The 25,264-nt window shown below is 67.9% G+C and carries 19 protein-coding genes and 2 tRNA genes; 14 read left to right on the top strand and 7 right to left on the bottom strand.

Going from position 1 to position 25,264, the window contains the following annotated elements; genetic code table 11:
* Positions 1-286: 286 nt before the first annotated feature.
* Positions 287-360 (bottom strand) — tRNA-Gln (locus ABFD52_05155).
* Between the two features lie 253 nt (positions 361-613).
* On the opposite strand from ABFD52_05155, the gene ABFD52_05150 reads away from it, so the two are divergent.
* Genes ABFD52_05150 through thiL form a run of 5 tightly spaced genes read left to right on the top strand, consistent with a single transcriptional unit; the run spans position 614 to position 6,029 of the window.
* Positions 614-1,642 carry a lysylphosphatidylglycerol synthase transmembrane domain-containing protein gene (locus ABFD52_05150; GenBank protein ID MEN6560145.1) on the top strand — a complete coding sequence of 343 codons (1,029 nt, stop codon included), beginning with the start codon at positions 614-616 and terminating at the stop codon, positions 1,640-1,642.
* Complete coding sequence (gene nrdR, locus ABFD52_05145) at positions 1,639-2,094, top strand: transcriptional regulator NrdR (protein MEN6560144.1); 456 nt, start codon at positions 1,639-1,641, stop codon at positions 2,092-2,094. The genes ABFD52_05150 and nrdR overlap by 4 nt, the downstream gene beginning before the upstream one ends.
* A 12-nt stretch (positions 2,095-2,106) precedes the next feature.
* Complete coding sequence (locus ABFD52_05140; GenBank protein MEN6560143.1) at positions 2,107-2,556, top strand: Hsp20/alpha crystallin family protein; 450 nt, start codon at positions 2,107-2,109, stop codon at positions 2,554-2,556.
* Positions 2,557-2,572: 16 nt separating this feature from the next.
* Positions 2,573-5,029: an endopeptidase La gene (gene lon / locus ABFD52_05135; GenBank protein ID MEN6560142.1), complete on the top strand. Its 2,457-nt coding sequence runs from the start codon at positions 2,573-2,575 to the stop codon at positions 5,027-5,029.
* 25 nt (positions 5,030-5,054) lie between these two features.
* Positions 5,055-6,029 (top strand): thiamine-phosphate kinase, encoded by a 975-nt coding sequence (gene thiL / locus ABFD52_05130; protein MEN6560141.1) that lies wholly within the window; start codon positions 5,055-5,057, stop codon positions 6,027-6,029.
* A gap of 44 nt (positions 6,030-6,073) precedes the next feature.
* On the opposite strand, the gene ABFD52_05125 is transcribed toward thiL, so the two are convergent.
* Positions 6,074-7,591, bottom strand: coding sequence for a Do family serine endopeptidase (locus tag ABFD52_05125; GenBank protein MEN6560140.1), 1,518 nt, complete (start codon positions 7,589-7,591; stop codon positions 6,074-6,076).
* A 175-nt stretch (positions 7,592-7,766) separates the two neighbouring features.
* Between ABFD52_05125 and tmk the strand changes: the two genes are divergently transcribed.
* Both tmk and ABFD52_05115 read left to right on the top strand, forming a co-directional pair.
* A complete protein-coding gene (gene tmk / locus ABFD52_05120; protein MEN6560139.1) occupies positions 7,767-8,369 on the top strand; it encodes a dTMP kinase in 603 nt (200 codons plus the stop codon).
* 88 nt (positions 8,370-8,457) lie between these two features.
* On the top strand, positions 8,458-10,866 hold the full coding sequence (locus ABFD52_05115; protein MEN6560138.1) for a PBP1A family penicillin-binding protein: 2,409 nt from the start codon (positions 8,458-8,460) through the stop codon (positions 10,864-10,866).
* A 68-nt stretch (positions 10,867-10,934) separates the two neighbouring features.
* Here ABFD52_05115 and ABFD52_05110 read toward each other — a convergent pair whose 3' ends face one another.
* The 4 genes from ABFD52_05110 to smc all read right to left on the bottom strand — a co-directional run bounded on the left by ABFD52_05110 (position 10,935) and on the right by smc (position 19,266).
* A complete protein-coding gene (locus ABFD52_05110) occupies positions 10,935-12,866 on the bottom strand; it encodes a DUF6600 domain-containing protein (GenBank protein ID MEN6560137.1) in 1,932 nt (643 codons plus the stop codon).
* A gap of 108 nt (positions 12,867-12,974) precedes the next feature.
* Positions 12,975-14,039, bottom strand: coding sequence for a histone deacetylase (locus tag ABFD52_05105; GenBank protein ID MEN6560136.1), 1,065 nt, complete (start codon positions 14,037-14,039; stop codon positions 12,975-12,977).
* Between the two features lie 15 nt (positions 14,040-14,054).
* Complete coding sequence (locus ABFD52_05100) at positions 14,055-15,527, bottom strand: sodium:solute symporter family protein (GenBank protein MEN6560135.1); 1,473 nt, start codon at positions 15,525-15,527, stop codon at positions 14,055-14,057.
* Between the two features lie 31 nt (positions 15,528-15,558).
* On the bottom strand, positions 15,559-19,266 hold the full coding sequence (smc, locus tag ABFD52_05095) for a chromosome segregation protein SMC (GenBank protein ID MEN6560134.1): 3,708 nt from the start codon (positions 19,264-19,266) through the stop codon (positions 15,559-15,561).
* Between the two features lie 261 nt (positions 19,267-19,527).
* Between smc and ABFD52_05090 the strand changes: the two genes are divergently transcribed.
* Together ABFD52_05090 and ABFD52_05085 are read left to right on the top strand one after the other, a co-directional pair.
* Positions 19,528-20,256, top strand: a complete 729-nt coding sequence (locus ABFD52_05090) for an energy transducer TonB (protein ID MEN6560133.1) — start codon at positions 19,528-19,530, stop codon at positions 20,254-20,256.
* 88 nt (positions 20,257-20,344) lie between these two features.
* Positions 20,345-20,417, top strand: a tRNA-Thr gene (locus tag ABFD52_05085).
* A 144-nt stretch (positions 20,418-20,561) separates the two neighbouring features.
* On the opposite strand, the gene thiF is transcribed toward ABFD52_05085, so the two are convergent.
* Complete coding sequence (gene thiF, locus ABFD52_05080; protein ID MEN6560132.1) at positions 20,562-21,167, bottom strand: sulfur carrier protein ThiS adenylyltransferase ThiF; 606 nt, start codon at positions 21,165-21,167, stop codon at positions 20,562-20,564.
* 239 nt (positions 21,168-21,406) lie between these two features.
* On the opposite strand from thiF, the gene ABFD52_05075 reads away from it, so the two are divergent.
* The 5 genes from ABFD52_05075 to ABFD52_05055 all read left to right on the top strand — a co-directional run.
* The gene (locus ABFD52_05075; protein ID MEN6560131.1) at positions 21,407-22,744 is read left to right on the top strand and encodes a cytochrome c biogenesis protein ResB; all 1,338 of its coding nucleotides are present in this window, start codon (positions 21,407-21,409) and stop codon (positions 22,742-22,744) included.
* Positions 22,741-23,529: a cytochrome c biogenesis protein CcsA gene (ccsA, locus tag ABFD52_05070; GenBank protein ID MEN6560130.1), complete on the top strand. Its 789-nt coding sequence runs from the start codon at positions 22,741-22,743 to the stop codon at positions 23,527-23,529. Before ABFD52_05075 ends, ccsA begins: the two co-directional genes overlap by 4 nt.
* Positions 23,530-23,542: 13 nt before the next feature.
* On the top strand, positions 23,543-24,067 hold the full coding sequence (locus ABFD52_05065; protein ID MEN6560129.1) for a multiheme c-type cytochrome: 525 nt from the start codon (positions 23,543-23,545) through the stop codon (positions 24,065-24,067).
* Between the two features lie 64 nt (positions 24,068-24,131).
* Positions 24,132-24,734, top strand: coding sequence for a sigma-70 family RNA polymerase sigma factor (locus ABFD52_05060; GenBank protein MEN6560128.1), 603 nt, complete (start codon positions 24,132-24,134; stop codon positions 24,732-24,734).
* A 1-nt stretch (position 24,735) separates the two neighbouring features.
* Positions 24,736-25,264 (top strand): zf-HC2 domain-containing protein (locus ABFD52_05055; GenBank protein MEN6560127.1); only part of this gene is annotated, 529 nt, incomplete at its 3' end.

Below are 25,264 nucleotides of genomic sequence, written 5' to 3'. Positions count from 1 at the left end.
CGAAAGGCCCTGATACCACTAGAAAATAAGCGGGCGTTTATGGAAGTTTCGGGTGAGGTGCTCGAGAAAGTCGATCCAATTTTCTTTTCCGATCCAATGGCGGCCTGTCACAAGGCACTAGACGTTCTGTGAAAGTAGGTTAAGACCTTGCGGATCGCAGGAAGATCGATTTTGCAGAAATGCTTATTCCTCGTTACCTTCTGGGACGAGCTGGACTGAAAACGCAGATAGGGTCGGGTCTTATCGCAAATCGCTGAATTCTCGGGAGAAAAGGGAGAAGGGGAGTTGGCTGGGAAGCAAGGATTCGAACCTTGATTGCATGATCCAGAGTCATGAGTCCTGCCGTTGGACGACTTCCCAGCAGGGACGACTATCTTAAAGAAATCCCGGGCAAATTTCAAGCCTTTTCTGGGAACCAGGGCATAGGTGGTGCCGCGGAAGGGGATGGGGGGGAAAAGCAAGAGTGGATCGGGGGACGCGCGTGACAATACATGGGTAACGCACGATTCCCGACGGGACGCGGACGGGAATGGGGGACACGTACCAATTCAGGAGAACCGGACGTCCCCTGGTTTGAGGGACCGGGCCAATCGTGGTAAGATGGCGCTTCGAAATGAGATCGAACGCCGCGAAGATCGCCCTCGTCGTCGTCCTGACCCTCATCCTGCTCTATTTTTTCGGCCGCAGCGTCCCCTGGAAGGACGTCCCCGGCCAGATCGTCAACGTCAACGTGCCGCTCTTTCTCCTGGCCATCGCCCTCTCGGCGTTCCACTTCGTCACCAGGGCCGCCCGCTGGCACATCCTGGTGGCCCGGGAGAAGCTCGACGTCCGCTTCCGCAACCTGGTCGCCGGCAACGTCGTCGGCTTCACGGTCAATTTCCTCCTTCCCGGCCGCCTGGGCGAGTTGGCCAAGCCGCTGTACCTGGCCCGTCGCGAGGGCCTGCGGCCCGGCTTCGCCATCGGCACGGTCGTCGTCGAGCGCCTCTTCGACATGGCCACGATGTGCCTGCTGCTCGGCCTGTTCATGGTCTGCCGGCCCCTGTTCGCCACGTCCTGGCCGATCTCGGCGGCAGCCGGGCAGCAGCTGAAGGTCCTGGGCGTCCTGGCCCTGCTCGTGGCCGCCGGCATCCTGGCTTTCGTCCTGGCCCTTTACCTCTTCCGCGAGCGGGCCCTCAAGGTCGTCGCTTTCGTCCTCCGGCCCCTGCCGGACAAGGCCCGCGCGGCCGTGCTCAAGATCCTCCGCGAGTTCATCGACGGGCTCAAGTTCTTCCGGACGCGCGGGCAGCTGGCCCTCTACATCGTGCTGTCCCTGGCCGTCTGGCTGGGGGTCACCCTCTTCTACTGGGTCTTCTTCTTCGCCTACCGCATCCACGTGCCCTATTTCCTGGTCATCCCCTTTGTCTTCCTGACCGCCGTCGGGGCTTCCATCCCCACGCCCGGCATGGTCGGCGGCTTCCACTACTTCAGCAAGCTCGGCATGACCCTCCTCATGGGTCTGCCGGCGGGACGGGCGGCGGGCATCACCCTGGTCTTCCACGCCGTCCAGCTCGCCGTGACATGCATCCTGGGTTATGCTATATTGGCGCGAGACGGCCTGACCGTCATCCAGCTCAAGCGGATGGGCGAAAGCGAGTCGCAATGAGGTGCCCTTACTGCGGCTTTCTCGAAAGCAAGGTCATCGACTCCCGGGAGAGCAAGACCGGGATATCCATCCGGCGCCGGCGGGCCTGCCTGTCCTGCAAGCGCCGGTTCACGACCTACGAGAAGATCGAGGAGATCCCCTACATGGTCGTGAAAAAGGACGGCACCCGCCAGCCCTTCGACACCCAGAAGGTCCTGCGGGGGATGATGAAGGCCTGCGAGAAGCGGCCCATCCAGATCAGCCAGCTCGAGGAGATCGTCGAGGAGATCGAATCGCGGCTCCAGGAGCGCCCGGACAAGGAGATCGGGGTGGCCGAGATCGGCCAGCTGGTCATGGACCGTCTCAAGGACCTGGACAAGGTCGCCTACGTGAGGTTCGCCTCGGTTTACCGCGAGTTCGGCGACGTCGCCGAGTTCCGCCGCGAGCTCGAGGACCTCATGAAGGAAAAATAGCCCCCGTCCGCCATGGTCCGCCGCATCAAGCCCGTTGCCCGCCCCCGCAAAGCGGAGACGAGCGTCCGGGCAGCGGTCATCGCCCGGCGCGCCGGCGAGCCGCGGCTGCCGGCCCCCGGCGAGGTGACCAGCCCGGCCGTCGACATCTACGAGACGAGGACCGAGTTCATCATCGAGATGGAGCTGCCGGGCGTCGACAGCGCGGATGTCCGGGTCCTGCTCTTCGCCAGCCGCCTCGAGGTCAGCGGTTTCAAGCGGGAGCTGGCCGCCCCCGGCGGCTCCCGCTACCTGCGCCTGGAGCGCGAGTACGGGGCCTTCCTGCGCGACGTGGTCGTGCCCGGCGCGGTCGACCGGGACCAGGCTTCCGCCGCCCTCGAGGACGGCGTCCTGACCATCGTCCTGAGGAAGCCGCCGCGGGAGCGGCGCGAGGTCGAGATAAAGGTCCGCCGCAACGGCGGCTAGAATTGGAGAATATATTATGGCCAGCATTGAAGAAAAGAACGGCGACGAGATCGGCGGCATCCTGGACGAGCAGAGCCAGAAGCTCCAGGTGCCGGCCAAGCTCCCGGTCCTGCTGCTCCGGGACGTCGTCATCTTCCCCTACATGATCGCCCCGCTCTTCGTCGGGCGCGAGAAATCCAAGGCGGCCATCGACGCCGCCCTGTCGACCAACCGGATGATCCTGCTGCTGACCCAGAAGGACATGGAGGTCGAGGATCCCAAGCGGGAGGACGTCTACGACATCGGCACGGTCGCCCTGATCATGCGCATGCTCAAGCTCCCCGACGGGCGGGTGCGCATCCTGGCCCAGGGCCTCGTCCGGGCCCGCGTCCAGACCTTCGAGGAGGAGGGCGCCCACGTGGTCGCCGAGGTCAAGGTCCTCGAGGAGCCGGAGAAGCCCGAGAAGAGCCTCGAGAGCGAGGCCCTCATCCGCAACGTCCGCTCCGGCCTAGAGCGGGCCGCCTCGCTCGGCAAGAGCCTGCCGCCCGAGGTCCTGATCATCGCCTCGAACGTCGATGAGCCGGGCCGCCTGGCCGACCTGACGGCCTCGAACCTCGAGCTCAAGGTCGAGGAGGCCCAGGCCATCCTCGAGATCGGCGACCCCGTCCAGCGTCTCAAGAAGGTCTACGAGCTCCTGACCCGCGAGCTCGAGCTCCTCGACGTCCAGTCGAAGATCTCGACCGAGGCCAAGGGCGAGATGGACAAGCTCCAGAAGCAGTACTTCCTGCGCCAGCAGATGAAGGCCATCCAGAAGGAGCTCGGCGAGGGCAACGAGACCCAGGAGGAGGTCCGGATCTACCAGGAGAAGCTGCGCAAGATCCGGGTCTCCGACGAGGTCAAGGAGGAGATCGAGAAGCAGATCACCCGCCTGGGCCAGATGCACCCGGAATCGGCCGAGACCTCGGTCGTCCGCAACTACCTCGACTGGATGTTCATGCTGCCCTGGAACAAGACGACCACGGACACCATCGACCTGGCCAAGGCCAAGCGCATCCTCGACGATGACCACTACGGCCTGGAGAAGGTCAAGGAGCGCATCCTCGAGTACCTCGGCGTCCGCAAGCTGTCCCGGACGATCAAGGGCCCGATCCTCTGCTTCGTCGGGCCGCCGGGCGTGGGCAAGACCTCGCTCGGCAAGTCCATCGCCCGGGCCCTGGGCCGCAAGTTCGTCCGCATCTCCCTCGGCGGCGTCCACGACGAGGCCGAGGTCCGCGGCCACCGCCGGACCTACGTCGGGGCCATGCCCGGCCGCATCATCCAGAGCATCCGCCGGGCCGGCACGGAGAACCCCGTCTTCATGATGGACGAGGTCGACAAGATCGGGGCCGATTTCCGCGGCGACCCCTCGTCGGCCCTGCTCGAGGTCCTCGACCCCGAGCAGAACAACCAGTTCCGCGACCACTACCTCGGCGTGCCGTACGACCTGTCGAAGGTCATGTTCATCACCACGGCCAACCTCCTCGACCCCATCCAGCCTGCCTTCCGCGACCGCATGGAGGTGCTGGAGCTGCCGGGCTACACGGAGGAGGAGAAGCTCCAGATCGCCGTGCGGCACCTCATCCCCAAGCAGATCGCCGAGAACGCCCTGAGCCCCAAGCTCATCGATTTCAGCGGCGGGGCGGTCAAGAAGATCATTTCCCTCTACACGCGGGAGGCCGGAGTCCGCAACCTCGAGCGCGAGCTCGCCTCGGTCTGCCGCAAGGTGGCCCGCAAGGTCGCCGAGGGCAAGAAGGGCCGGACCGTGATCACGGCCCAGTCGGTCGAACGCCTCCTCGGCCCGCCGAAGGTCTTCAAGGACCAGCTGCTCAAGAAGGACCAGGTCGGCATCGCCACCGGCGTCGCCTGGACGGCCGTCGGCGGGGAGATACTCTTCGTCGAGGCGACCAAGATGCCAGGCAAGGGCAGCCTGCAGCTGACCGGCTCCCTGGGCGACGTCATGAAGGAGTCGGCCCAGGCCGCCCTGAGCTACTCCCGGGCCCACGCCGCGGACTTCGGCATCGACAGCAGGATCTTCTCCCAGAACGACTTCCACATCCATTTCCCCGAGGGGGCCATCCCCAAGGACGGGCCTTCGGCCGGCGTCACGATCGCCACGGCCTTCCTGTCCGTCTGCACGAACGTCAAGGTCAAGTGGGACGTGGCCATGACCGGGGAGATCACCCTGCGGGGCAACGTCCTGCCCGTCGGCGGCATCAAGGAAAAGGTCCTGGCCGCCCAGCGCGCCGGGGTCAAGACGATGATCATGCCGGCGGAGAACAAGAAGGACCTCTACGAGATCCCGAAGAAGGTCATCCGCGACATCCGCTTCGTCTATGTCGAGGACGTTAGGGAGGTCTTCAAGGAGGCCCTGGCCGGGCCGCTCGGCCCGGCGCCGCGGGGCCGGGGGAAGAAGAGGGGCGCGAAGAAGGCCGGGACGAGAAAGGCGAAAGCCTGATCCGGTCCGGCCGCGGGAAGAGGCGATGCGGCTAAAGCACCTCGGCGAGCGCGCGGTCATCGAACGCATCCGCCGGGCCTTCGGCGAGAAGCGGGCCGACGTGCTGCTCGGCATCGGCGACGACGCGGCCCTGGTCCGCGGGCCGGCGCGGCTCCTGCTCACGACCGACATCCTGGTCGAGGACGAGGACTTCCTCCTGCCCGACCACCCGCCACGGCTCCTCGGCCGCAAGGCCCTCAACGTCAACCTCAGCGACATCGCCGCCATGGGCGGACGGCCCCGGCACGCGCTCGTCGGGCTGGCCCTGCCCGGCGACGTCGAGGCCGCCTGGCTCCGGCAGTTCATGGACGGTCTCCGGAGCGCGGCCCGGGAGGCGGGGGTGGCCCTGGTCGGGGGAGACCTGTCCCAGGCCGCCAAGGTCATGATCTCCGTCACCGTGACCGGCGAGGTCCGTCAGCCCGTCCGGAGGGCCGGGGCCAGGCCGGGCGACGCGATCTTCGTCTCGGGCACCCTCGGCGACGCCGCGGGCGGCCTGCGGCTGATCGAGAAGGGCGGCAGCCGGGGCGTGGCCAAACCCGTCCGGCCGCTGGTCGAAGCCTTCCTCGACCCGGTCCCGCGCCTGGAGCTGGGCGCCCTGCTGGCCGGCCGCAGACTGGCCTCGGCCATGATCGACCTGTCCGACGGGCTGTCGGTGGACCTGGCTCACATCTGCGAGGAAAGCGGCGTCGGGGCCGAGATCGAGGCGGGCTGCGTCCCCATCTCGCCGGCGCTGGAGCGCTTCGCCCTCGACCCGCTGGCCCTGGCGCTCGACGGGGGAGAGGATTTCGAGCTGTTGTTCACGGTCCGGCCGGCCAGGCTGGCCGCCGTCGAGGCCCTGGCCCGGCGCTTCCGGCTGACCCGGATCGGCCGCGTCACGCCGGGCCGGAGGGCCTATCTCGTCGACGCCCGCGGCCGGAGGAAGCTCCTCCGGGCCGGGGGCTTCGAGCACTTCTCGGGCTAGCCGGGCGGCGCCCGCCGCCCGGGCCGCCGGCCGTTCGGCCGGCCTCAGCGGACCTTGACCGTGGCGATGAAGTCCTGCGTTCTGCCTTCGGTTTCCTGGCGGACGAGGAGGATGATCTCGTCGCCGCTGGCGGACTTCTTCAGGATGTCCTCGAAATCGCGGACCGTGGTCATCTTCTTGCGGTTGGCCTCGAGGATGATCATGCCCGAGGCCAGGTTCTCGCGGTCGGCCTCGCTGCCCTGGCGGACCTCGGTGATCAGCAGGCCCTCGGTCGTCCGGAGGCCGTAGCGCCGGGCCGAGGCGGGCGTCAGGGCGACGACCGAGACGCCGATGTCCTTGTCGGTGCTGGCGATCTGGCCCTTTTCCTTCTCCGGCTCGAGCTCGTCGGCGATGGCCGTGGCCGTGACCTGCTGGCCGTCCCGGATGAGCACCAGGTTGATCTTGCTGCCGGGCTGGATGTCGGCGATCTTGAACCTCAGGTCGTCGCCGTTCTTGACCGGCTGGCCGTTGACCTGGATTATGACGTCATAGGGCTTGATGCTGACCTTTTCCGCCGGCGAATCGGCCTCGACGGAGTTGATCAGGGCGCCCGCCTTGGAGGGCAGCTTCAGCTGCTTGACCATGCCTTCGGTCAGGTCCCGCGGGAAGATGCCGACGCCGAGCCGGCCGCGGACGACCCGGCCCTTTTCCTTGAGCTGGACGACGACCTTCCTGGCGATGTCCGACGGGATGGCGAACCCGATGCCGATGTTGCCGCCGCTGCCGCCGAAGCCCGAGGTGACGATGCTGGAGTTGATGCCGATGACCTCGCCCTTCATGTTGATGAGCGGGCCGCCGCTGTTGCCGCGGTTGATGGCCGCGTCGGTCTGGATGAAGTCCTGGTAGCTCTGGGTGTCGATCGAGCGGCCCTTGTAGCTGACGATGCCGGCCGTGACGGTGTTGTCCAGGCCCATGGGGTTGCCGATGGCCAGGACCCACTCGCCGACCTTGACCAGGGAGGAATCGCCGAGCTCGGCGAAGGGCACGTTCTTGGCGTTGATCTTGATCAGGGCCAGGTCCGTCCCCGGGTCGGCGCCGATGATCTTGGCGTCGTATTCGTCGCCGGCCAGGGTCGTCACGGTGACCCGGGTCGTCTTGTCCTTCTCGACCATGTGGTTGTTGGTCAGGATGTAGCCGTCGGGGCTGATGAAGAAGCCCGTGCCGCCGACCTGGACCGTGTTCGTCTCGGGCTGGCGCTGCCGGGGCTGGGGGAAGATCCGGTCGAAGAAATCGTCGCCGAACGGGAATTCCCCGAAGCCCTGGACGCTCGACGTTTCCTTGCGCTCGGCCTCGATGCGCACGACGGCCGGGCCGATCTTCTGGACGATCGTGACGAAGTCCAGGGCCGGCTTGTCCTGGGGAGCCGGCGCTGCGAACAGGTTGGCCGAGGGGGCCGGGGCGGCCGCCTCGGCGAAGACGCTCCGGGGAGCCGGGGCTTTCTCGGGCAGGTAGAGGAACACGTAGCCGGCCAGGAGCAGGCCCAGAGCGAAGCTCGAGATGGCGATCCACGCGTATTTTTTCATGCTGAAATCCTCCGTTCGGTGACCTTTAAAAAATAGCATATCGGGCGCGAATTATCAATTTGCCCTCGGAGGGTATAAAACGCCCGGCCCCGGGGGACCGTTGCGTCGGCCCGGCGGGGGCGACCCGCGTTTTTCGTTGCCTTCGGCGCCCGTCCGGATTATTATGACCCTCGCCATGCATCCCGAACGCCGCGGCCTGTTCATCGTCTTCGAAGGGATCGACGGATCCGGCAAGACGACCCAGGCCCGCCGCCTGCTCCGGCGCCTCCGCCGCCGGGGCCGGAAGGCCGCCTTCTTCCGCGAGCCGACCCGGGGCCGGTGGGGGAGGGAGATCCGGCGGCAGGCCCTCCGGGCCGATTCCCTGACTCCCCGGGAAGAGCTCGATCTTTTCGTCAGGGACCGCCGCGAGAACGTCTCGAAGAACCTCGGGCCGGCCCTGGCCGCCGGCAAGGATGTCGTCCTCGACCGGTACTATATCTCGACCATCGCCTACCAGGGGGCCAAGGGCCTCGACCCGGACCGCATCCGCCGGCTGAACGAATCCTTCGCCATCCCCCCTGACCTGGTCGTTATCCTCGACGTCGACGCCGCCGCCGGCCTGGCCCGGATCGCCGGCCGGAGGACCCGGGACGAGCTGTTCGAGCGCGAGGACTACCTCGTCCGCGTCGCCCGCCTGTTCCGCGGCTTCGCCGGCCCGCGCATCGTCCACGTCGACGGCCGGGGCGACGCCAGGGCCATCGGACGGGCCATCTGGGCCGAGGTCGAATCCCTGCTCTGACGGGCCCCGTCCCTTTGTCAAGCCGGGGCCGTTTTGCTATGATGGCATGAAGGCGGCCATGAACATCCCCGGCTTGAAGATAAAGATCATGAAATTCAAGAAGGGCACGGTCCTGCGCGTCGTGCTCATCCTCCTCCTGGCCGGCCTGGCCCTCGGGCTGGGCGCCCTGGCCGGGTCCTACGTCGCGATCAGGGACAACCTGCCGAACGTCGCCGACATCGAGAGCTTCCGGCCGAAGCTCATCACCACGGTCTACGCGGCCGACGGGAAGCCGGTCAAGGAGTTCGCCGAGGAGCGGCGGGTCGAGGTCGCCTACGACCGCCTGCCCCGGAACCTGGTCAACGCCATCGTGGCCACGGAGGACCCGACCTTCTTCCACCACGGCGGCGTGGCCATCCGCGGCATCATCCGGGCCGTCTGGAACGACGTGTTCAAGGTCCTGAGCGGCCGGCGGCCCGAGGGCGGCAGCACGATCACCCAGCAGCTGGCCCGGTCGCTCTTCCTCCACCGCGAGGTCAGCCTGCGGCGCAAGCTCAAGGAGCTCTACCTGTCCCGCCAGATCGAGAAGCTCTATTCCAAGGACAAGATCCTCGAGCTGTACTGCAATCATTTCTTCCTCGGGCACGGCGCTTACGGCGTCCAGGCCGCGGCCAGCCTTTTCTTCGGCAAGGACGTGTCCGCCCTCGACCTGGAGGAAGCGGCCATGATCGCCGGGATCTTCCGGGGCCCGGCCGTCTATTCCCCGTACTCGAACAAGAGCGGCACGCTCGCCCGCCGCAACCACGTCCTCAACCGGATGGTCGCCGAGGGCTACCTGAGCCGGGCCGAGGGCGAAGCCGCCAAGGCCAGGCCGATGGTCGTCCTGCCGTTCCGGCGGACAAGCTCCGAGTTCGGCGCCTATTTCTTCGAGGAGGTCCGGCGCTATCTCGAGAAGTCCTACGGCTACGACGGCCTCTACCGGGACGGGCTCAAGGTCTATACGACCCTCGACCCGGTCCTGCAGCGCTACGCCGAGCTGGCGCTCCGGTCGGGCCTGCGCCGGACGGAGAACGGCCTGAAGGGCTGGCGCGCCGACAAGCCGAACCTCCTTTCGGCCGGTCCCGAGGCCGTCAAGGACCTGGTCGCCTCGCCCAAGGCCCCCCTGGACGAACAGTGGCTCCTGACCTGGGAGAACCAGGCCGTCGAGCCGGGAGACGCCTACGACGCCATCGTCCTGGCCGCCTCCCGGACCGAGGCCACGGTCCGCCTCAAGAACTCCCTGGGCCGGATGACCTCCAAGGACATCGGCTGGACCAAGGCCGGCCGCCTGGACGCCATCATCAGGAAGGGCGACGTCATCCAGGTGAACGTCCTGTCCTTCGACGCCGCGGCGAACGAGGCCGTGGTCTCGCTGACGCAGAAGCCCGTCCGCAACGGCGCCTTCGTGGCCATCGATCCGCGGACCGGCCAGATCAGGGCCCTGGTCGGGGGCTACGCCTTCCGCGACAGCCAGTTCGACCGGGCCGTCCAGGCGCCGCGCCAGACCGGCTCGGTCATCAAGCCCCTGCTTTACACGGCGGCCCTGGAACACGGCTTCACCCCGGCCAGCGTCATCAAGGACGAGCCGGTGACGTTCATCGACCGCTGGAACAACGAGCCCTGGTCGCCCAAGAACTACGACCGGCAGTACAAGGGCGCGATCACGCTCCGGACCGGCCTCGAGCAGTCCCGCAACGTCGTCACGGCCACCCTGCTCGACAACATCTCGCCCCAGGTCGGGGTCGATTATTGCCGGCGCTTCGGCATCACCTCGCCGGTCTATCCGTACCTGTCGCTCAGCCTGGGGACCTTCGAGATCACCCTGCTCGAGATGGTCTCGGCCTTCTCGACCTTCCCGGACAAGGGCGTCCGCTACACGCCGTATTTCATCACCAGGGTCGAGGACAAGGACGGCAACGTCCTGGAGGAGGCCCGGGTCGAATCGCAGGAGGTCGTCCCGCCGCAGACCGCCTACATGATGACCTATCTCATGCGCGGCGTCGTCGAGTCGGAGGGCGGCACGGCCGGTGCGGTCAGCGTCCTGAACTGGCCGCTGGCCGGCAAGACCGGGACGACCGACGATTATTCCGACGCCTGGTTCATCGGCTTTTCGCCCGACCTGTGCGCCGGCGTCTGGGTCGGCCACGACAAGCCCATCCCGCTCGGCGAGAAGCAGACCGGTGCGGCCGCGGCCCTGCCCATCTGGCAGGACTTCTTCTCCCGGGTCGTCCAGGACGCCCGCAAGAAAGCCCGGGACGAGGGGATCGAGGATTTCGCGCCGCCTGATTTCGAGGTGCCGCCGAACCTGGTCTTCGTCGAGATCGACAAGAAGACGGGCCTGCTGGCGACGCCGGCCTGCAGGTATCCGTTCCGCGAGGTCTTCTTTCCCGGCACCGAGCCGTCGCGCTACTGCACGCTGGCCGACCACCTTCGCGTCTTCGATTATTATTCGAGCGACAAGGCGACCGAAGAACACTAGCAAAAAAAAGGGGCGTTCCTCCCTAACCGGCCATGAAGAGAGGAACGCCCCCCGTTGGAAAGGGGTCGCTACTTTCTATGGGCGCCTCCGCCCGAGGCGCCGCGGGAACCTGACGATGAGCCCCGGGACGAGGACCCGGAGCTGCGTGAAGAGCTGCCGCGAGACGAACCCGAGCGCGAGGAGCCGCTCGATCTGCCCGACGAAGAACCGGACCGGGAGCCGCCCGACCGGACGGACGAGCCGCTCGACCGGCCGGAATAGGGCCGCGCGTACGAGCCGCTCGAAGACGACGGCCGGGAGTAGGGGCCGGAGAAGGTCCGGGCCCGTCCGCTGCCTCCGTCGCCGTACGAGATGCGGCCCCGGATGCTGGGCGAGGACGGATAGCCGTAAGCCGTGCGCTCCTGGCCCGCGCCCGAGCGCGTCCCGGCGATGGACGGGTCGCTCCGGTACCCTGTGGACGACAGCGCCGACGCGGCCGGCTCGCTGTCCTTCTTGCGGGTGCTGCGTCCGCCCGAGCCCGACGACTTGGACGGGCCGGACGACCGTTCGCCCTTGGCCGGGCTCTTGACCGTCTGGGGACTGCCCTTCGTCGCGGCCCCGCCCTTGGACGGCTCGTCGGGGTTGCGGATGGCCCGCGGGCTGCCCGCGGCGGCCGCGCCGCCGGCGGCGCTCCGGCCGCCGGTCCGGGCGTCGCGCGCCAGGCCGGACGAGCCTTCGTTCCGGAGCATGACGCGGTTGCCGTTGAGCGGCTGGACGGAGATCTTCGTCCCCGCCGGCCTGACGCTGAGGGTCTGATGGCTCAGGCTGATCCTGTTCAAGCCCTTGAGCGAATCGCCGCGCAGCGCGTTGGCGGCGATGTGCGGGTCCTTGAGCTGGTCGCGCCGGACGACCGTGAGGGCCCGCGAACCGTAGGGGTAATACGGCCCGTAGTAGTGGCCGTAGTACATGCCGTCCATGATGACGCCGGGGTAGCCCCAGTAGCTAAGGGGCGCCCAGCCGAAGTAGTAGTCATCCCACCACCAATCGACCCAGGCCGGGCCCCACATGTTCATGGGGATCCAGTACCAGCCGAGGTCGATGGCCCAGTGCCAGCGGCCGTAATGGAACGTGCACCAGCCCCAGGGCTCGTAGGGCCACCAGGTCCACCCGGACAGGGGCAGCCAGGTCCAGCGGCCGTCATAATAGGGGCGCCAGTCCGCGTCGATGCCGTTGGGCATCCAGACGTTGCCGTAGGGGGCGAGGTAGGTCCAGCGGCCGTTCTCGTCGAGCTCGCCTTCGTAGTCGGAGAGGTCCTCGGGCAGCCTGGCCTTGGCGAATTCCCGCCCGGTGATCGAGGTGCGGGATTCGTTGAACTTGTCGAAGGCGTCGTCGGCCACGGCGATGAAGGACGACGGCTTCGAGGCCAGGCGGCCCTCGGCGATCTCCAGCCGCTGGGAAGCCTTGAGCAGGGTCGAGCCGTCTTCGCCGGCGGCTTCGATGAGGCCCTTGTAGACCATGATCTCGGTGTCCCGGTTCTCGCGGACGTCGACGCGGTAAACGCCGCGGTCGAGGACGTAGAACGAGGAGTCGGCGGTGTGGATCTCGATGCCCTTTTCCTTCTTCAGCGTGCCGACTACGACGAAGACATGGCCGGACCAGACGCGGAAGCGCGCGATGTCGTCGTCCTTCTTGGGCAGGTTCAACACGTCGACCTTGGTGTCGCTGTCGAGGCGCAGGTAGTTGCCCTTGCCGAAGTGGATCTCGGCCCGGCCGTCGGACGTGCCGATGCGGTCCCCTTCGCTGACGGGCATGTTGAGGGCGCCCTCCTCGTAGCCGAGGTCCGAGGCCCTCTGGACGAAGGCCTTGCCCTCGACGAAGCTCAGGCGGGCGATCGATTCGTTGGTATATTTGGCGTCCTTGATCTCCTGGGTGTTCTGCGGGGTCGGCGTCTGCGCCTCCTGGGCGAAGACGGCCGCCGCGACCAGGATGACCGACGCCGCGATGATCAATGCCTTCTTCATGGTCCTTCTCCTAACCGACTTTCAATCGTGCAAGAAGTGTGCCAAGGCCCCCGCCTGATAACAGGGGAGAACGGGGACCGGTTTTGTCCTGAAAAAGGGACGCTTTCGTCAGGCGAGGACACCACGGAGGGGAGGGATGTCCCACTTCCGGCGGAAGATCCGCAGGGGCTCCTCGAGCTCGACCAGGAGCGACGGGGAGACGCTCTCGCGGAGGCCGTCTCCGCCCCGGGCCGCCCTTTCGGGCCCTCCGGCCAGGGTCCTAAGGACTTCTCCGACCCCGTCCCGGAGGGCCGTCAGGTCATAGCCGCCCTCGAGGACCAGGGCCAGCCGTCCGCCGGCCGTCCTTTCGGCCATGGCCATCAGGGACGCGGTCAGGAGCCCGAAGCCCCGCGCCGTCACGAGCATCCGGCCGAGGGGGTCTCCGGCGGCGATGTCGAAGCCGGCGCTGACGATGATGAACTCCGGCTGGAATTCCGCGGCGACGGGGGCCAGGATGTCCTGGTAGACGCCGAGGAGATCGGCGTCGTCCTTGCCCGGAAGGAGCGGCACGTTGAGGTTGTAGCCGTATCCTTCGCCACTCCCGAAGAAGCGGGCCGCGCCCGTCCAGGGGAAGAGCGGCGACTGGTGGGTCGAGAAATACAGGACGTCCCGGCGTTCGTAAAAGGCCTGCTCCGTGCCGTTGCCGTGATGGAGGTCCCAATCGGCGACGAGGATGCGCCGCAGGCCGTGCCGACGGACCAGGTGCTCGGCGCCGATCGCGGCGTTGTTGAAGAAGCAGAAGCCCATGGCCCGCGAGGCTTCGGCGTGGTGGCCGGGCGGCCGGACCAGGGCCAGGGCGTTCGGCGCGGCCCCGTCCATGATCCGGTCGATCGCTTCGAGGAAGCCGCCGGCGGCCAGCCGGGCCGTGTCCCAGGTCGCCGGGCCGGCGACGGAGTCGTCGTCAAGGGGGACGGTCTGGCCGGCCGTGGACCTGACCAGGTCGATGTAGCCGCGCTCGTGGACGAAGGCGAGCTCCTCTTCGGTCGCCGGCCGCGGCGGAATGGACATGCAGGGGACCGGCGGCTCCTCCTCGAGAAGCCGCAGGAGCGTCCCGATCCGGGCCGGCGATTCGACGTGCCCGGCGCCCGCGTCGTGGTCCCTATAGCGCCCGTCGATGACCAGGCCCGGCTTCATCGCGCCTCCACCCTCCTATTTCGTCGGGAAGAACTTTCCCAGCTCCTCGGCCTTCGGCTTCGGCGTCAGCAGGCTGACGACGATCAGGGAAGCGAGCGAGACGAACAGGGCCGGAAAGATGAGCGGGATGCCCCAGGGGTCCCCGTCGATGACCGGCATGGGCGGGTTCTTCAGGGTGGTCGGGATATAGAGGGCCAGGGAGACGACTGTCCCGGAGATGATGGAGGCCAGGCCGCCCGCCTTGGTCGCCCGCTTCCAGGCCAGGGCGGCGATGAGGGCCGGGGTGATGGCCACGCCGTAGATGGTGTAGGCGAAGAAGCTCATCGCCAGGACCGACTTGAGCTGCGTGGCCAGCAGGAAGGCCAGCACGCCGATCACGACGACGAAGACCTTCTGCAGGGCGACGAGGTTCTTTTCTCCCGGCGTCTTTTTCAGGAAGCGCTGGTAGATGTCGCGCATGATGGTCGTCGAGTTCGACAGGAGGTAGTTCATGCCGGTGGAGATGACGACGGCGCAGGCCGCCGCGAGCAGCAGGACGCCCACGGGCAAGGGGACCATCTGCCGGGCCGCCATGAGCACGATCTTGCCGCCCGCCTTGGGCACGCTCAGGTCGATCTGGCCCTGGAGCTTGCTGTAGGCGAAAACGGCGATGACGACGACGATCGACTCGACGATGATCGTCCCGACCGTCCACCAGGCCACGGCCTTCTTGGCGTCCCGGGCCGACTTGGCGCTGTAGAACTTCTGGTACATGCTCTGGACGCCCAGCAGGAGGAACATCGTCGACAGGAAGTAACCGATGGCCTTGAGCCAGGGGTAGGCGCCGAACTGGCTGTTGACGACGGCGAAGTAGCCGGGCGGCAGCGCCGCCTTGGCCGCGGGCAGCCCGCCCGCCGCGGCGATGACGAAGGGCACGGCCAGCAGGCAGGCCAGGACGATGATGATGCCGTTGGGCAGGTCGGTGTAGGCGATGGCGACCATGCCGCCGAGGGCCGTGAACAGGATGACGAAGACGGCGGCGATGAACGTCCCGGTCGCCTCCGAGATCTTGCCGTCGGTGATGACGTTGAGGATGAAGCCGCCGGCCACGAACTGGTAGGAGACGATGGAGATGAAGGACAGGATCAGGGCCACGGCCCCGAACAGACGGGCCGCCGGCCCGTAGCGGACCTCGAGGACGTCGCCCACCGTGTACTGGCCGAAGGTGTGGATCTTGGCGGCCAGGAAGTAGATGCAGATGATGCCGACCCAGGCGCCGGCGGCCAGCCACAGCGCGGAGAAGCCGGCCTTCGAGGCGAACTCGGCCCCGCTGATGAAGGTCCCCGACCCGATCCAGGTGCAGATCAGGGTGAAGACCATGACCTGCCACTTCAGGCTCCGGCCGGCGACCATGAACTGCTCCTGGCTCTTGATCCGCCTCGACCGGACGAAGTTGAAGACGGTCAGGACGACGAGATAGGCGAGGATGATGACGAGATAGATCGACATGCCGCCCTCCTTCCGGCCGGGATGGCCGGTTCTAGACTTGGAGATCGGGCGGCAGGGGGCCGCCCTTGCGCGCGAGCTTGACCGACAGCAGACGGGTCATGTTCGGCTCGGCCATGGTCGTTCCGTAGATGTAATCGGCCACTTCCATCGTCTTGTAGTTGTGGGTGATGATGATGAACTGCGTCTGGTTCTTGATCGTCTTCAGCAGGTCGAGGAGGCGGGTCAGGTTGACCTCGTCGAGGGCCGCGTCGACCTCGTCGAGGAAGCAGAAGGGCGAGGGCCGGTAGCGGAACAGGGCGAAGAGGAAGGCCAGCGAGGTCAGCGATTTCTCGCCGCCCGACAGGAGCGACAGGTTCTGGACGCGCTTGCCCGGCGGCTGGGCCACGATCTCGACGCCGCTCTCGAGGGGGTTGTCCGGCTCGAGCAGCTTGACCTCGGCGTTGCCGCCCTTGAAGAGCGCCGTGAAGAGCTCGCTGAAGTTCTGGTTGACCTGCTCCAGGGCCTTGAGGAACTGGTCCTTGCTCTCCTCGTCGATCTTCTTGATAGCCTCGACGGTCGAGGTGATGGAATCGCGGAGGTCCTGCCGCTGCGTGGTCAGGAACTCGAAGCGCTTCTTCTGCTCGACGAACTCCTCCTCGGCCATGAGGTTGACGGCCTTGAAGCGATTGAGCGCCTCGCGCGTTTCCTCGAGCTCCTTCTCGACGTCCTCGTCGGTCATCTCGGCCAGGGGCCGCCATTTCTTCATGGCCCGCCGGGGCTTGACGGCGGCCCCGGCCGTCGGGGCGGCTTCGCCGGCGCCGGCCTCCGCGGCCGGCTCCGCCGCCGCTTCCGCGGGGGCGGCCTCGTCGGTCTCGCCGTTCTCCCCGGTCTCGTCCTCGACGAGCTCCTCGGCTTCGGCCTCCTCGGGGGCGGGGGAGGGAGCGCCCGGCGCCTGGGCCGTCAGGGCCTCGGCCCGGAGCTCGGCCAGGGTCTTCTTGAGCTCCTGCCAGCACGTCTCGTCGAGGTTGACCAGGTCGCGCTCGACCTCGGCCTTGCGGATCTCGTGGCGGACGCGCTCGTTCTTGGCGGCCTCCTCCTCCTCGCGGCTCTTCTCCAGGGCCGCCTCGAACGAGGCCAGGGCCCCGCGGGCCTTCTCGAGCTCGCCTTCCGTCTCCTCCAGGCCGGTCTCGGCGGCGGCCCGCTCCCCGGCCAGGGCCGCGGCGCTCTGACGCATGGCCGCGATCTCCTCGCGCAGGCGGTCCTTGTCCTCATCGCCCTGCCGGATGTCGGCCTCGAGCGCCTGGATCTTGGCCGCGGCCGCCTCTTTCCTCTTCTCGGCGGCCCGGACCTGGTCGCCGAGGCCGTTGATCTTCTCCCGGACCAGGTCGAGCCCGGACTTGGTCTCGAAGAACCGGCGTTCGAGCGCGGCCTCGCCGGAGACGAGGGCGGCCAGGGCCTGCTCCTCGCCCTCGATCCGCTCCCGGAGGCCCTGGACCTCCGATTCCCTGAGTGTCAGTCCTTCGCTCGCGGCCCGGAGCGCTTCCCGGAGCCTCTCCTTCTCGCCGTGCAGGACCTCGAGCTCGCGGCCGAGCAGGGATTGCGTCGTCCGGATCCTTTCGCCTTCCCCGATCCCGTAGCGCTGCTCGCGCTCGCGGTCCTGGAGGGCGCGCTCGGTCCGGTCGATCTCGTCGCGGACAGCCGCCAGGTCGGCTCCGAGGCCGTCGGCGGCCTTCGTTCTTTCCTCGATCTCGGCCGCGACCGGGACCGACCCGGCCTCGACCCGGTCGATCTCCGCCTCGAGCCGGCGGATCTCCGCGGCCAGGGCGACCGCGCCGTCGGCCTTCTCGCCGAGCCTGAGCAGCCCGGACGAGAGCAGTAGGTCCCCCGCGGGGGTCAGGAAGTTCAGGTCGGGATGATCGATCCAGAGGCGCACGGCCTCGGCGGCCTCGCGGACGATGACCGCGTCCTCGAGCCCGGCCAGACGGCCCCGGAGCCGCTCGTCGGGCTCGATGAGGCTCTTCAGCTGGCCGACGACGCCGGGCCGCTCCAGGACGTCGGCCGGCACGGCGGGCCGGGCCGCGGCCGGGACGAGAAGGTAGGTGCCGCGCAACCCGGCCGGCAGGCCGCTGAGGAACTCCTCGGCCGGGACGACCCGGGCCCTCGCGCCCTCGCGCCAGAACGTGTCGAAGAGAGCGGCGTTCTCGGGGCTGGTCCGGATGAGATCGGCCAGGATGCCGAGGCCGCCCGGGACGTCGGCCGGGCTCTCCTCGCGGGCCTTCTCGTCGATCTTGCGCAGGGCCTGGAGGTGGTAGGCGGCCTCCTCGCGGCGCGCCCGCAGGGCCTCGAGCCGGCCGCGGGCTTCGTCCACGGCCGACTGGGCCGAGACGAGCGCGGTCTTGATGTCCTCGGCCCGGCCGATGAACTCCTCGCGGGCGGTCCGCGCCTCGGCGATGCCCCGCTCGATGGCCGCGGTGCGCTCGGCGTTCTCCCTCAGGACGGCGTCCTGGTCGCCGAGTTGGGCGACCAGCTTCTCTTCCTGGCGGACGAGCAGTTCCAGCTCCTTTTCGGCCCGGACGCCCTCGTTCTTGGCCTCGGTCAGGGACTGGAGGGCCCGGAGGTAGCCGGCCCGCAGCTCCTCGACGCCCCGGCCGGCGGCGATCCGGCTCTCGCGGGCCGCGGCCAGGTCGGTCTCGGAGCCGGCCGCCTCGGCGCGGCTCGCCTCGAGCGATCCCTCGAATTCGGCCAGGCGGGACTTGAGATCCTCGATCTCCCTGGTCAGATGGAGGACGTCCTCGAGCAGCTCGTTGCGGTCGGACTCGGCCCGGGTCTTCTTCTCCTCGAAGAACTCGACCCGCTTCGATTCGCGGTCGATGTCGCTCTCGAAGCGGGCGGCCCTGGACTTCAGCCCGAAGAGCTTTTCCTGGCCCTCCTTGAGGACCTTCTCGAGGGCCCAGAGGTCGTTGCGCCGCGCGGCGGCGTCCTTCTCTTCGTTCCGCAGGCGGGAGGTGGCTTCGGCCTCGCGGGCGGCGGCCTCGTCGTAGAGGGAGGAGGCTTCCTGCTGGGCCTTTTCCAGGACGACGAGCTTCCTCTGGTAGTGGTGGGAGGTCAGCTCGCGGACGCGCTCGCGCAGGCGGCGATAGCGGTTGGCGGCCTGGGCCTGGCGCTGGAGCGAGTTCTTGGCCTTCTCGACCTCGATGACGATGTCCTCGAGGCGGATGAGGTTCTGCTCGGTGCTGTCGAGCTTCGATTGGGCCTGGCGCTTCTTGTCCTTGTAGTAGGCCGTCCCGGCGGCTTCCTCGATGAAGGTGCGCTTCTCGTTCGGCTTCGAGGTGACGAAGTTGCCGATCGAGCCCTGCTTGATGACGAAATAATCCTTCTCGCCGATGGCGTGCTTCCACAGCTCGTCCTGGATGTCCTTGAGCCGGACGGTCTTGCCGTTCATCCGGTATTCGTTCTCGCCGGACCGGAAGGCCCGGTGGGAGATGACCATCTCCTCGTCCTCGCTGGACAGGGTCAGGACGGAGTCGGCCATGCTCAGGGCGGGCCGCTTGGAGTTGCCGGAGAAGATGACCTCGTCGGTGCGGTCGCCGCGGACGACGCCCTGCCGGTGGCCGCCGAGGGACCAGAGCATGGCGTCGACGAGGTTGCTCTTGCCCGTGCCGTTCGGACCGACGATGGCGGTGATGCCGGGATGGAAGGCGATCTTGGTCCTTTCGGCGAAGGACTTGAAACCCTGCAATTCTAGCTTCTTGATGATCATGCTCATGGTGGCGAAACGCTTTCGGTCGATTGGGTCCGGCCGCGGGGCCGGTCGGAACGCGTATTGTATGCGATTCGCTCCCGTTTTTAAAGGGTTCCGGACGAAGGATAATGACCGTCCCTGCGCGGGGCCGTCCCTCTCGACGGCAGGGGACATGTACCTCCGGTACGTGTCCCCCCTATTATCGGAATTTACGCCGCCGTCGATTGTATACCGGATGGAAGCGACAAGCTCCCGGGAATTCGCGGCAAGGAGGCGAAGATGTTCCAGGACGCGATGTTCGTTCCGGAGAGGAACTGGCGGTCCCGGGCGGCCGCGCTGCCGGCGGCGGCGCTCCTCCACGGGGTCGCGCTGGCGCTGCTCGTGGCCCTGCCTCTCATGAAAACGGTGAAGCCGCCGCAGATCGGCGTGGAAAACGTCATCGTGGCCCCGGCCCTGCCGGCGACCCCGCTGCCGCCGCCGAAGGCCAAAGCCGGGAATCCCGGCGGCAAGGTCAGGGTCCGGCGGGCGGCGGTTCCCGCCGGGGAGACCTGGCGGCTGGCCCCGGTCGCCGTCCCCGAAGGCATCGTCGAGGAGAGCCTGGGAGAGGGTGGCGCCGGGAACGGCATCGAGGGCGGCGTCGATTACGGCGCCGGCGAGGGCGTCCCGGCCAACCTGCTGGGCGCGGAGCTCTTCCAGCTGGTCGGCGCGCCCGCGGCGGCCCCGGTGCTGGCGGTCGGCGACGTCAAGCCGCCCAGGCTCGTCCGCAGGATCGAGCCCGACTATCCGAAAGTCGCCCAGGAAGCCCGGATCGAAGGGACCGTCATCCTCGAGGCCACGACCGACATCTACGGGCGCGTCACGGCCGTGCGCGTCCTGCGCTCCGTGCAGCTGCTCGACGCGGCGGCCATCGACGCGGTCCGGCAATGGGTCTACGAGCCGCTCCTGGTCAACGGCCGGCCCCGGCCGGTGACCTTCACCGTGACCGTGCGGTTCGTCCTCAAGAAGTGATCGATCGGGGACACGTACCCCCAGGTGCGTGTCCCCCTATCTAATTTGACAGAACGGCGCGTTTCGATTAACTTAATCGAGCCTCCAAGCCAGCGTAGCTCAGTCGGTAGAGCAGCTGATTCGTAATCAGCAGGTCGGAGGTTCGATCCCTCTCGCTGGCTCTCGTTATATCCCTGATGATGAATGGGTTAGGCGTGACTGGGCCCATTTGAATCAACATGCCGGTGTCCAGATTTGTGTCCACGGCCTGTTGCATCCTGTCCGGGAGGCTCGCTGTCGGGGCCCCGTTGACCATTATCGGGGTTTTACTTATTCCGGTCTTCCGGCATCGGCCCCAGCAGGATCTCCAGGGCTTCGTTAGCCTCCATGCCGGCGGCGATAAAGACCCGCGGGGCCATGGGCGGCATCTCCGGGGAGATCCCGGTGCGCTGATCCCCGACGACGGTGAGACCGCCCATGCGGCTGGCCTCCATGTCGTTGGTCCGCCCCCAGCCGGCCAGCCCGCTGGCCGCCACCAGGGGCTTCTCCGGATGGCGCGTCAGGAGAGTGCCGATGAGCATGGCCTTGGCCTCGGCCGAATCGAGGGCCTCGATGACCAGGTCGCAGTCCCGGAAGATGCGTTCCGCGGAATCGGGGTCGAGGCGGACCGGATGGATCTCCACTCGGCAGGAAGGGTCGATACGGCGGAGGTTCTCCGCCAGGGCCTCGACCTTGAGCTTCCCCACCTGGTCGAGGAAGTAGAACTGGCGGTCCAGGTTCGGTTCCTGGACGACGTCGAAGTCAGCGATCACCAGGCGTCCGACCCCGGCCCGGGCGAGAGCCGCGGCCGCGTTGGATCCCAGGCCGCCCGCGCCCGCGATCCCGACGGTCCGGGCCATGAGACGGTTCCGCAGGGGCGTTCGCACCGCCATAGATTAGCAAAAAGGGCGCGCGCTGGGAAGCGCCGGGGCCGCGCCGCCCTCGACCACGGTCACCGTGCTCTTCCAGGCCTTGACCCCGCCCTGGGGATAGCGCTCCGTCTCTAATTTATCCAGGCGCGACCCGCCCCATTCTACGTCCGCCGGGCCGATCCGCTCAAGGGGGACGTCACGGCATCCCCCCCGCCCGAAGGTTGCGCCCGGGGGCCAAATCACCTAAGATTGTTCGAGCCATGAAGAAGCTCTTCTCGTCGGTCAAGCTGGCCATCGTCCTGATCATCGTCATCACGGCCGCCTCGATCGTCGGCACGCTCATCCCCCAGAACCGGGGCGCGGCCGAATACGCCGCCCGCTACGGCGGCCTCGCGGGGCTCTTCACCGGGCTCCGTCTGACCGGCCTCTATCAATCGTGGTGGTACCTGGCCCTCCTTTTCTTCTTCGCCGTGAACACCGTCGTCTGCACCCTGACCCGGCTCGGCCCCAAGTGGCGGCGGGCTTTCGGCCCGGCCCGGGATATGGACGCCAAGGCGCTCTCGGCCATGCGGCCGGGCGTCAGGTTCCGGCTGCCGGGGCCGCTCCCCGAGGCCCGGGCCGCGGTCGCCGCCGCTCTACGGGCCCGACGCTACGTCCTGGACGAATCCGCCCGGGACGGGAAGGTCGTCGTCCTGGCCCGGAAGAAACGCCTGGGCTGGTTCGGTTCGGACGTCGTCCACCTTGGATTGCTCGTCGTCCTGGCCGGGGGGCTGGCCAGCGGTCTCGGCGGCCGCCGGTCCGACCTGGCGCTTCGGGAGGGCCAGACCTCCGGCGTTCCCCGGGCCTCCTTCCAGGTGCGCCTGGATAAGTTCGAAACGGAGTACTATCCCCGGGGCGGGGTCAAGGCCTGGAAGAGCACGGTGACCGTGGTCGAGGGCGGCGCGGCCGTCCTCACCCGGATCGTCAAGGTCAACGAGCCGCTCCGCTACAAGGGCTATTCTTTCTATCAGTCGGCCTACGGCCTGAACTGGGACGCCGCGCGCCTGGGCCTCGAGATCCATAAGCCCGGCGACCCGGCCTTCGCCCGGGCCGTGGCCCTCGGCGTCGGCGAGCCGGCCGCGATCAACGATCAGGACGTCACCCGGATCCTGGTCCGCCGGTTCGTGCCCGACTTCGTCATCGGCGAGGGGAACCAGGTCCGGAGCCGGTCCGAGGCGCCGAACAACCCCGCCGCGCTGGCCGAAGCCTGGAAAGGGGAAGAAAAGGTCTTTTCCGGCTGGATCTTCGCCAAGTACCCGGACTTCGGGCACGGGCCCGCGGCCCGGATCGCGCTCGTCCTGAAAGACTATGCGGCCGCGCCCTATTCCGTTCTCGAGGCGGCCAAGGACCCCGGCGTGGGCCTCATCTGGCTCGGCTGCGCCCTGGTCACGGCCGGGTTCTTCCTGGCCTTCTACTGGCCGCCCCGCGAGATCAGGGTCGTCCTCGAAGAGGCCCAGGGACGGGTCGAGCTGGCCGCCGGCGGCCAGGCGGACAAGAGCCGGGATCCGTTCCAGGCCGAGTTCGACGCCCTGTTCGGAGCGATCAGGAGGCCCGAATGACCGAGTCGACGCTTTTCACCATCGCCTTCGCCCTGTACGCCGTTTCGCTCGTGATCTACTTCGTCACGCTCCTCGTCAAGCGGGACAAAGGATCCAGGGCGGCCTACGTCCTGGCCCTCGGCGGCTTCCTCTTCCATGCCGCGGCGCTGGCCGTCCGGACCGCGGCCAGCGGCCACGCGCCGTTCACGAACATGTACGAGTCGCTGTCGTTCCTGTCCTGGGCCATCGTCCTGGCCCTGCTCGTCTTCGCCCGGCCCTCGCGGGCGCCCCGGCTCGGCCCCTGCCTGATGCTGATCGTCGTCGGCCTGGTCGCCCTGGCCTCGTCGCCGCTCATGCCCAAGGAGGCGGCGCCGCTCGTCCCCGCCCTCCAGAGCTACTGGCTCTGGCTCCACGTCTCCGTGACCCTGCTCGGAGAGGCCTTCTTCGCCGTGGCCTTCGTCGCCAGCATCCTCTACATCGCAACCCCGGCCCCGGACAAGAAAGAGCGCTTCGACGCCCTGGCCTACCGGGCCGTGGCCGTGGGCTTCCCCCTCTTCACCCTCGGCGGGCTCATCTTCGGCATGATCTGGGCCTACCGGGCCTGGGGCCGCTACTGGGCCTGGGACCCCAAGGAAGTGTGGAGCCTGATCACCTGGCTCGTGTTCGCGCTCTACCTCCACACCCGGATCGTCATGGGCTGGAAGGGGAAGAGGTCGGCCGTCATCGCCATCGTCGGCTTCCTGGCCGCGCTGTTCACCTACTTCGGGGTCAATTATCTCCTGACCGGTCTCCACAGCTACGCCTGACGCAGAGCCGCCGATGAAGAAGGTACTCCTTTCCGTCATCGTCGTCCTGGCCGTCGTTTTCCTGGCGCTCCTGCTGGCCGCCCAGGACCGGAAATACGCCGGCGCCTCCGCCTGCAAGCTCTGCCATAAGTCCGAGCCTCAGGGGCGTCAGTACGTCATCTGGCAGGAGAGCGCGCACGCCAGGTCGTTCGCCGCGCTGAGCACGGCGGCGGCCGCCTCGATCGCCAACGGCGCCGGCGTCGCCGACGCGGCCGGAAGCCCCCTTTGCCTCGGCTGCCACGCCCCGCTCGCGGACAGTGCGCCGGATCTCAAGGCCGAGGGCGTGAGCTGCGAGGCCTGCCACGGTCCCGGCCGCGCTTACAAGAAGCTCTTCATCATGGAGGACCACGGCAAGGCGGTCGAGAACGGTCTCGTCGCTTATCCCAGCGCGTCGGCCATCGAGGCCGGCTGCCGGGCTTGCCACGAGAGCGCCCACGGAAAGGCCTTCGACTTCGAAAAGGCCTGGGGCATGATCAAGCACCCCGTGCCCGCCAGGTGACGATCTCCCTGCGCGGAAGCCGAAAAAAAGAGTATCATGTCAGGGGAATAAGGGCCGCGGCGCGATGTATGAACCTGTGGGAGCTCCGGCGAGACCGAACGAGCATCCGGAGGATGCCGCCCTCGTCAGGAAAGCCCAGCAGGGAGACATGGACGCCTTCGAGGACCTGGTCCGGAAGTACCAGCACAGGATCTATGGCCTGTGCCGGCGCCTGACCGGGGCGCACCAGTCGGCCGACGACCTGGCCCAGGAAACGTTCATCAAGGCCTATCTGGCGCTGGGCCGGTTCGACGCTCAATGGCCGCTTTACCCCTGGCTCAGGAAGATCGCCGTCAACTCCGGGCTGAACTACCTCAAGGCCCGGGGCCGGGAGAGGCCGATCGAGGACGGCCCGCTCGGCGACCGGCGCGCGCCGGCGGCGGCCCGGGGCGACGACCCCGAGGAACGGCTGGAGCAGGCCGAGTTCCAAGCCAGGCTCGACCTGGCGGTGGAATCCCTTCCCGCCGACCAGAAAAGCGTCTTCGTCCTGAGGTTCCACGAGAGCCTGAGCTACGAGGAGATCTCGCGGACGCTCGACCTGCCGCTCGGCACCGTCATGTCGCGGCTCAACCGGGCCCGCCAGAAGCTCAAGGACCTTCTGGCGGATTCCCTGGGAAGGGGAGCTTGAGATGAGACACCGCAAACTCCAGGAACTCATCGGGGCCCTGGCCGACGGCGAGCTCCGTGCGGCCGACCGGCCCCGGGTGGAGAAGCATCTCAAGAAATGCCCGGCCTGCCGGCGGGACCTCGAGTTCCTCCGTCAGCTCTCGACCAGGGCCGGGATGTCTCCGCCGGGACCGCCGGAACCGGGCTACTGGGATTCCTTCCCCGGGCGCGTCCGGGCCGGGATCGTCCGCGCCCAAGCCGGAGCCCCCGCATCACGTACCGCGGAGGCCAAGATGTTCCAGGATTCCTTCTATCGGCCGATGAGCCAGGCCAGGGAGCGGGCCTTCGTGCTGCCGATCTCCGTCGTGCTGCACGCCGCGATGCTCATCCTGCTCATCGTCCTGCCCCTTCTCAAGACCGGGGCGCTGCCCACGGTCGAGGTCTACAGCGCGTTCCTGGCGCCGCCGCCGCCGCCCCCCCCGCCCCCGCCGCCGCCGGCCAAGCGGAAGGCCTCGTCGTCGAGCGCCCGGATCAAGCGCGTCCAGTCCGCGG

The organism is Acidobacteriota bacterium, from assembly GCA_039683095.1.
In the GTDB taxonomy this organism is placed as follows: Bacteria; Acidobacteriota; Aminicenantia; order Aminicenantales; family Saccharicenantaceae; genus RBG-16-66-30.
This window is presented reverse-complemented; position numbering and strand designations above follow the sequence as displayed.

What these genes read in the sequence shown, in the direction of transcription:
- thiF (MEN6560132.1), bottom strand. Translation starts at nt 21,167, where the DNA reads ATGGCGGTGCGAACGCCCCTGCGGAACCGTCTCATGGCCCGGACCGTC.
- ccsA (MEN6560130.1), top strand. Translation starts at nt 22,741, where the DNA reads ATGACCGAGTCGACGCTTTTCACCATCGCCTTCGCCCTGTACGCCGTT.
- ABFD52_05075 (MEN6560131.1), top strand. Translation starts at nt 21,407, where the DNA reads ATGAAGAAGCTCTTCTCGTCGGTCAAGCTGGCCATCGTCCTGATCATC.
- nrdR (MEN6560144.1), top strand. Translation starts at nt 1,639, where the DNA reads ATGAGGTGCCCTTACTGCGGCTTTCTCGAAAGCAAGGTCATCGACTCC.
- ABFD52_05100 (MEN6560135.1), bottom strand. Translation starts at nt 15,527, where the DNA reads ATGTCGATCTATCTCGTCATCATCCTCGCCTATCTCGTCGTCCTGACC.
- tmk (MEN6560139.1), top strand. Translation starts at nt 7,767, where the DNA reads ATGCATCCCGAACGCCGCGGCCTGTTCATCGTCTTCGAAGGGATCGAC.
- ABFD52_05060 (MEN6560128.1), top strand. Translation starts at nt 24,132, where the DNA reads ATGTATGAACCTGTGGGAGCTCCGGCGAGACCGAACGAGCATCCGGAG.
- ABFD52_05065 (MEN6560129.1), top strand. Translation starts at nt 23,543, where the DNA reads ATGAAGAAGGTACTCCTTTCCGTCATCGTCGTCCTGGCCGTCGTTTTC.
- ABFD52_05150 (MEN6560145.1), top strand. Translation starts at nt 614, where the DNA reads ATGAGATCGAACGCCGCGAAGATCGCCCTCGTCGTCGTCCTGACCCTC.
- ABFD52_05105 (MEN6560136.1), bottom strand. Translation starts at nt 14,039, where the DNA reads ATGAAGCCGGGCCTGGTCATCGACGGGCGCTATAGGGACCACGACGCG.
- ABFD52_05110 (MEN6560137.1), bottom strand. Translation starts at nt 12,866, where the DNA reads ATGAAGAAGGCATTGATCATCGCGGCGTCGGTCATCCTGGTCGCGGCG.
- thiL (MEN6560141.1), top strand. Translation starts at nt 5,055, where the DNA reads ATGCGGCTAAAGCACCTCGGCGAGCGCGCGGTCATCGAACGCATCCGC.
- ABFD52_05115 (MEN6560138.1), top strand. Translation starts at nt 8,458, where the DNA reads ATGAAATTCAAGAAGGGCACGGTCCTGCGCGTCGTGCTCATCCTCCTC.
- ABFD52_05125 (MEN6560140.1), bottom strand. Translation starts at nt 7,591, where the DNA reads ATGAAAAAATACGCGTGGATCGCCATCTCGAGCTTCGCTCTGGGCCTG.
- ABFD52_05140 (MEN6560143.1), top strand. Translation starts at nt 2,107, where the DNA reads ATGGTCCGCCGCATCAAGCCCGTTGCCCGCCCCCGCAAAGCGGAGACG.
- smc (MEN6560134.1), bottom strand. Translation starts at nt 19,266, where the DNA reads ATGATCATCAAGAAGCTAGAATTGCAGGGTTTCAAGTCCTTCGCCGAA.
- ABFD52_05090 (MEN6560133.1), top strand. Translation starts at nt 19,528, where the DNA reads ATGTTCCAGGACGCGATGTTCGTTCCGGAGAGGAACTGGCGGTCCCGG.
- lon (MEN6560142.1), top strand. Translation starts at nt 2,573, where the DNA reads ATGGCCAGCATTGAAGAAAAGAACGGCGACGAGATCGGCGGCATCCTG.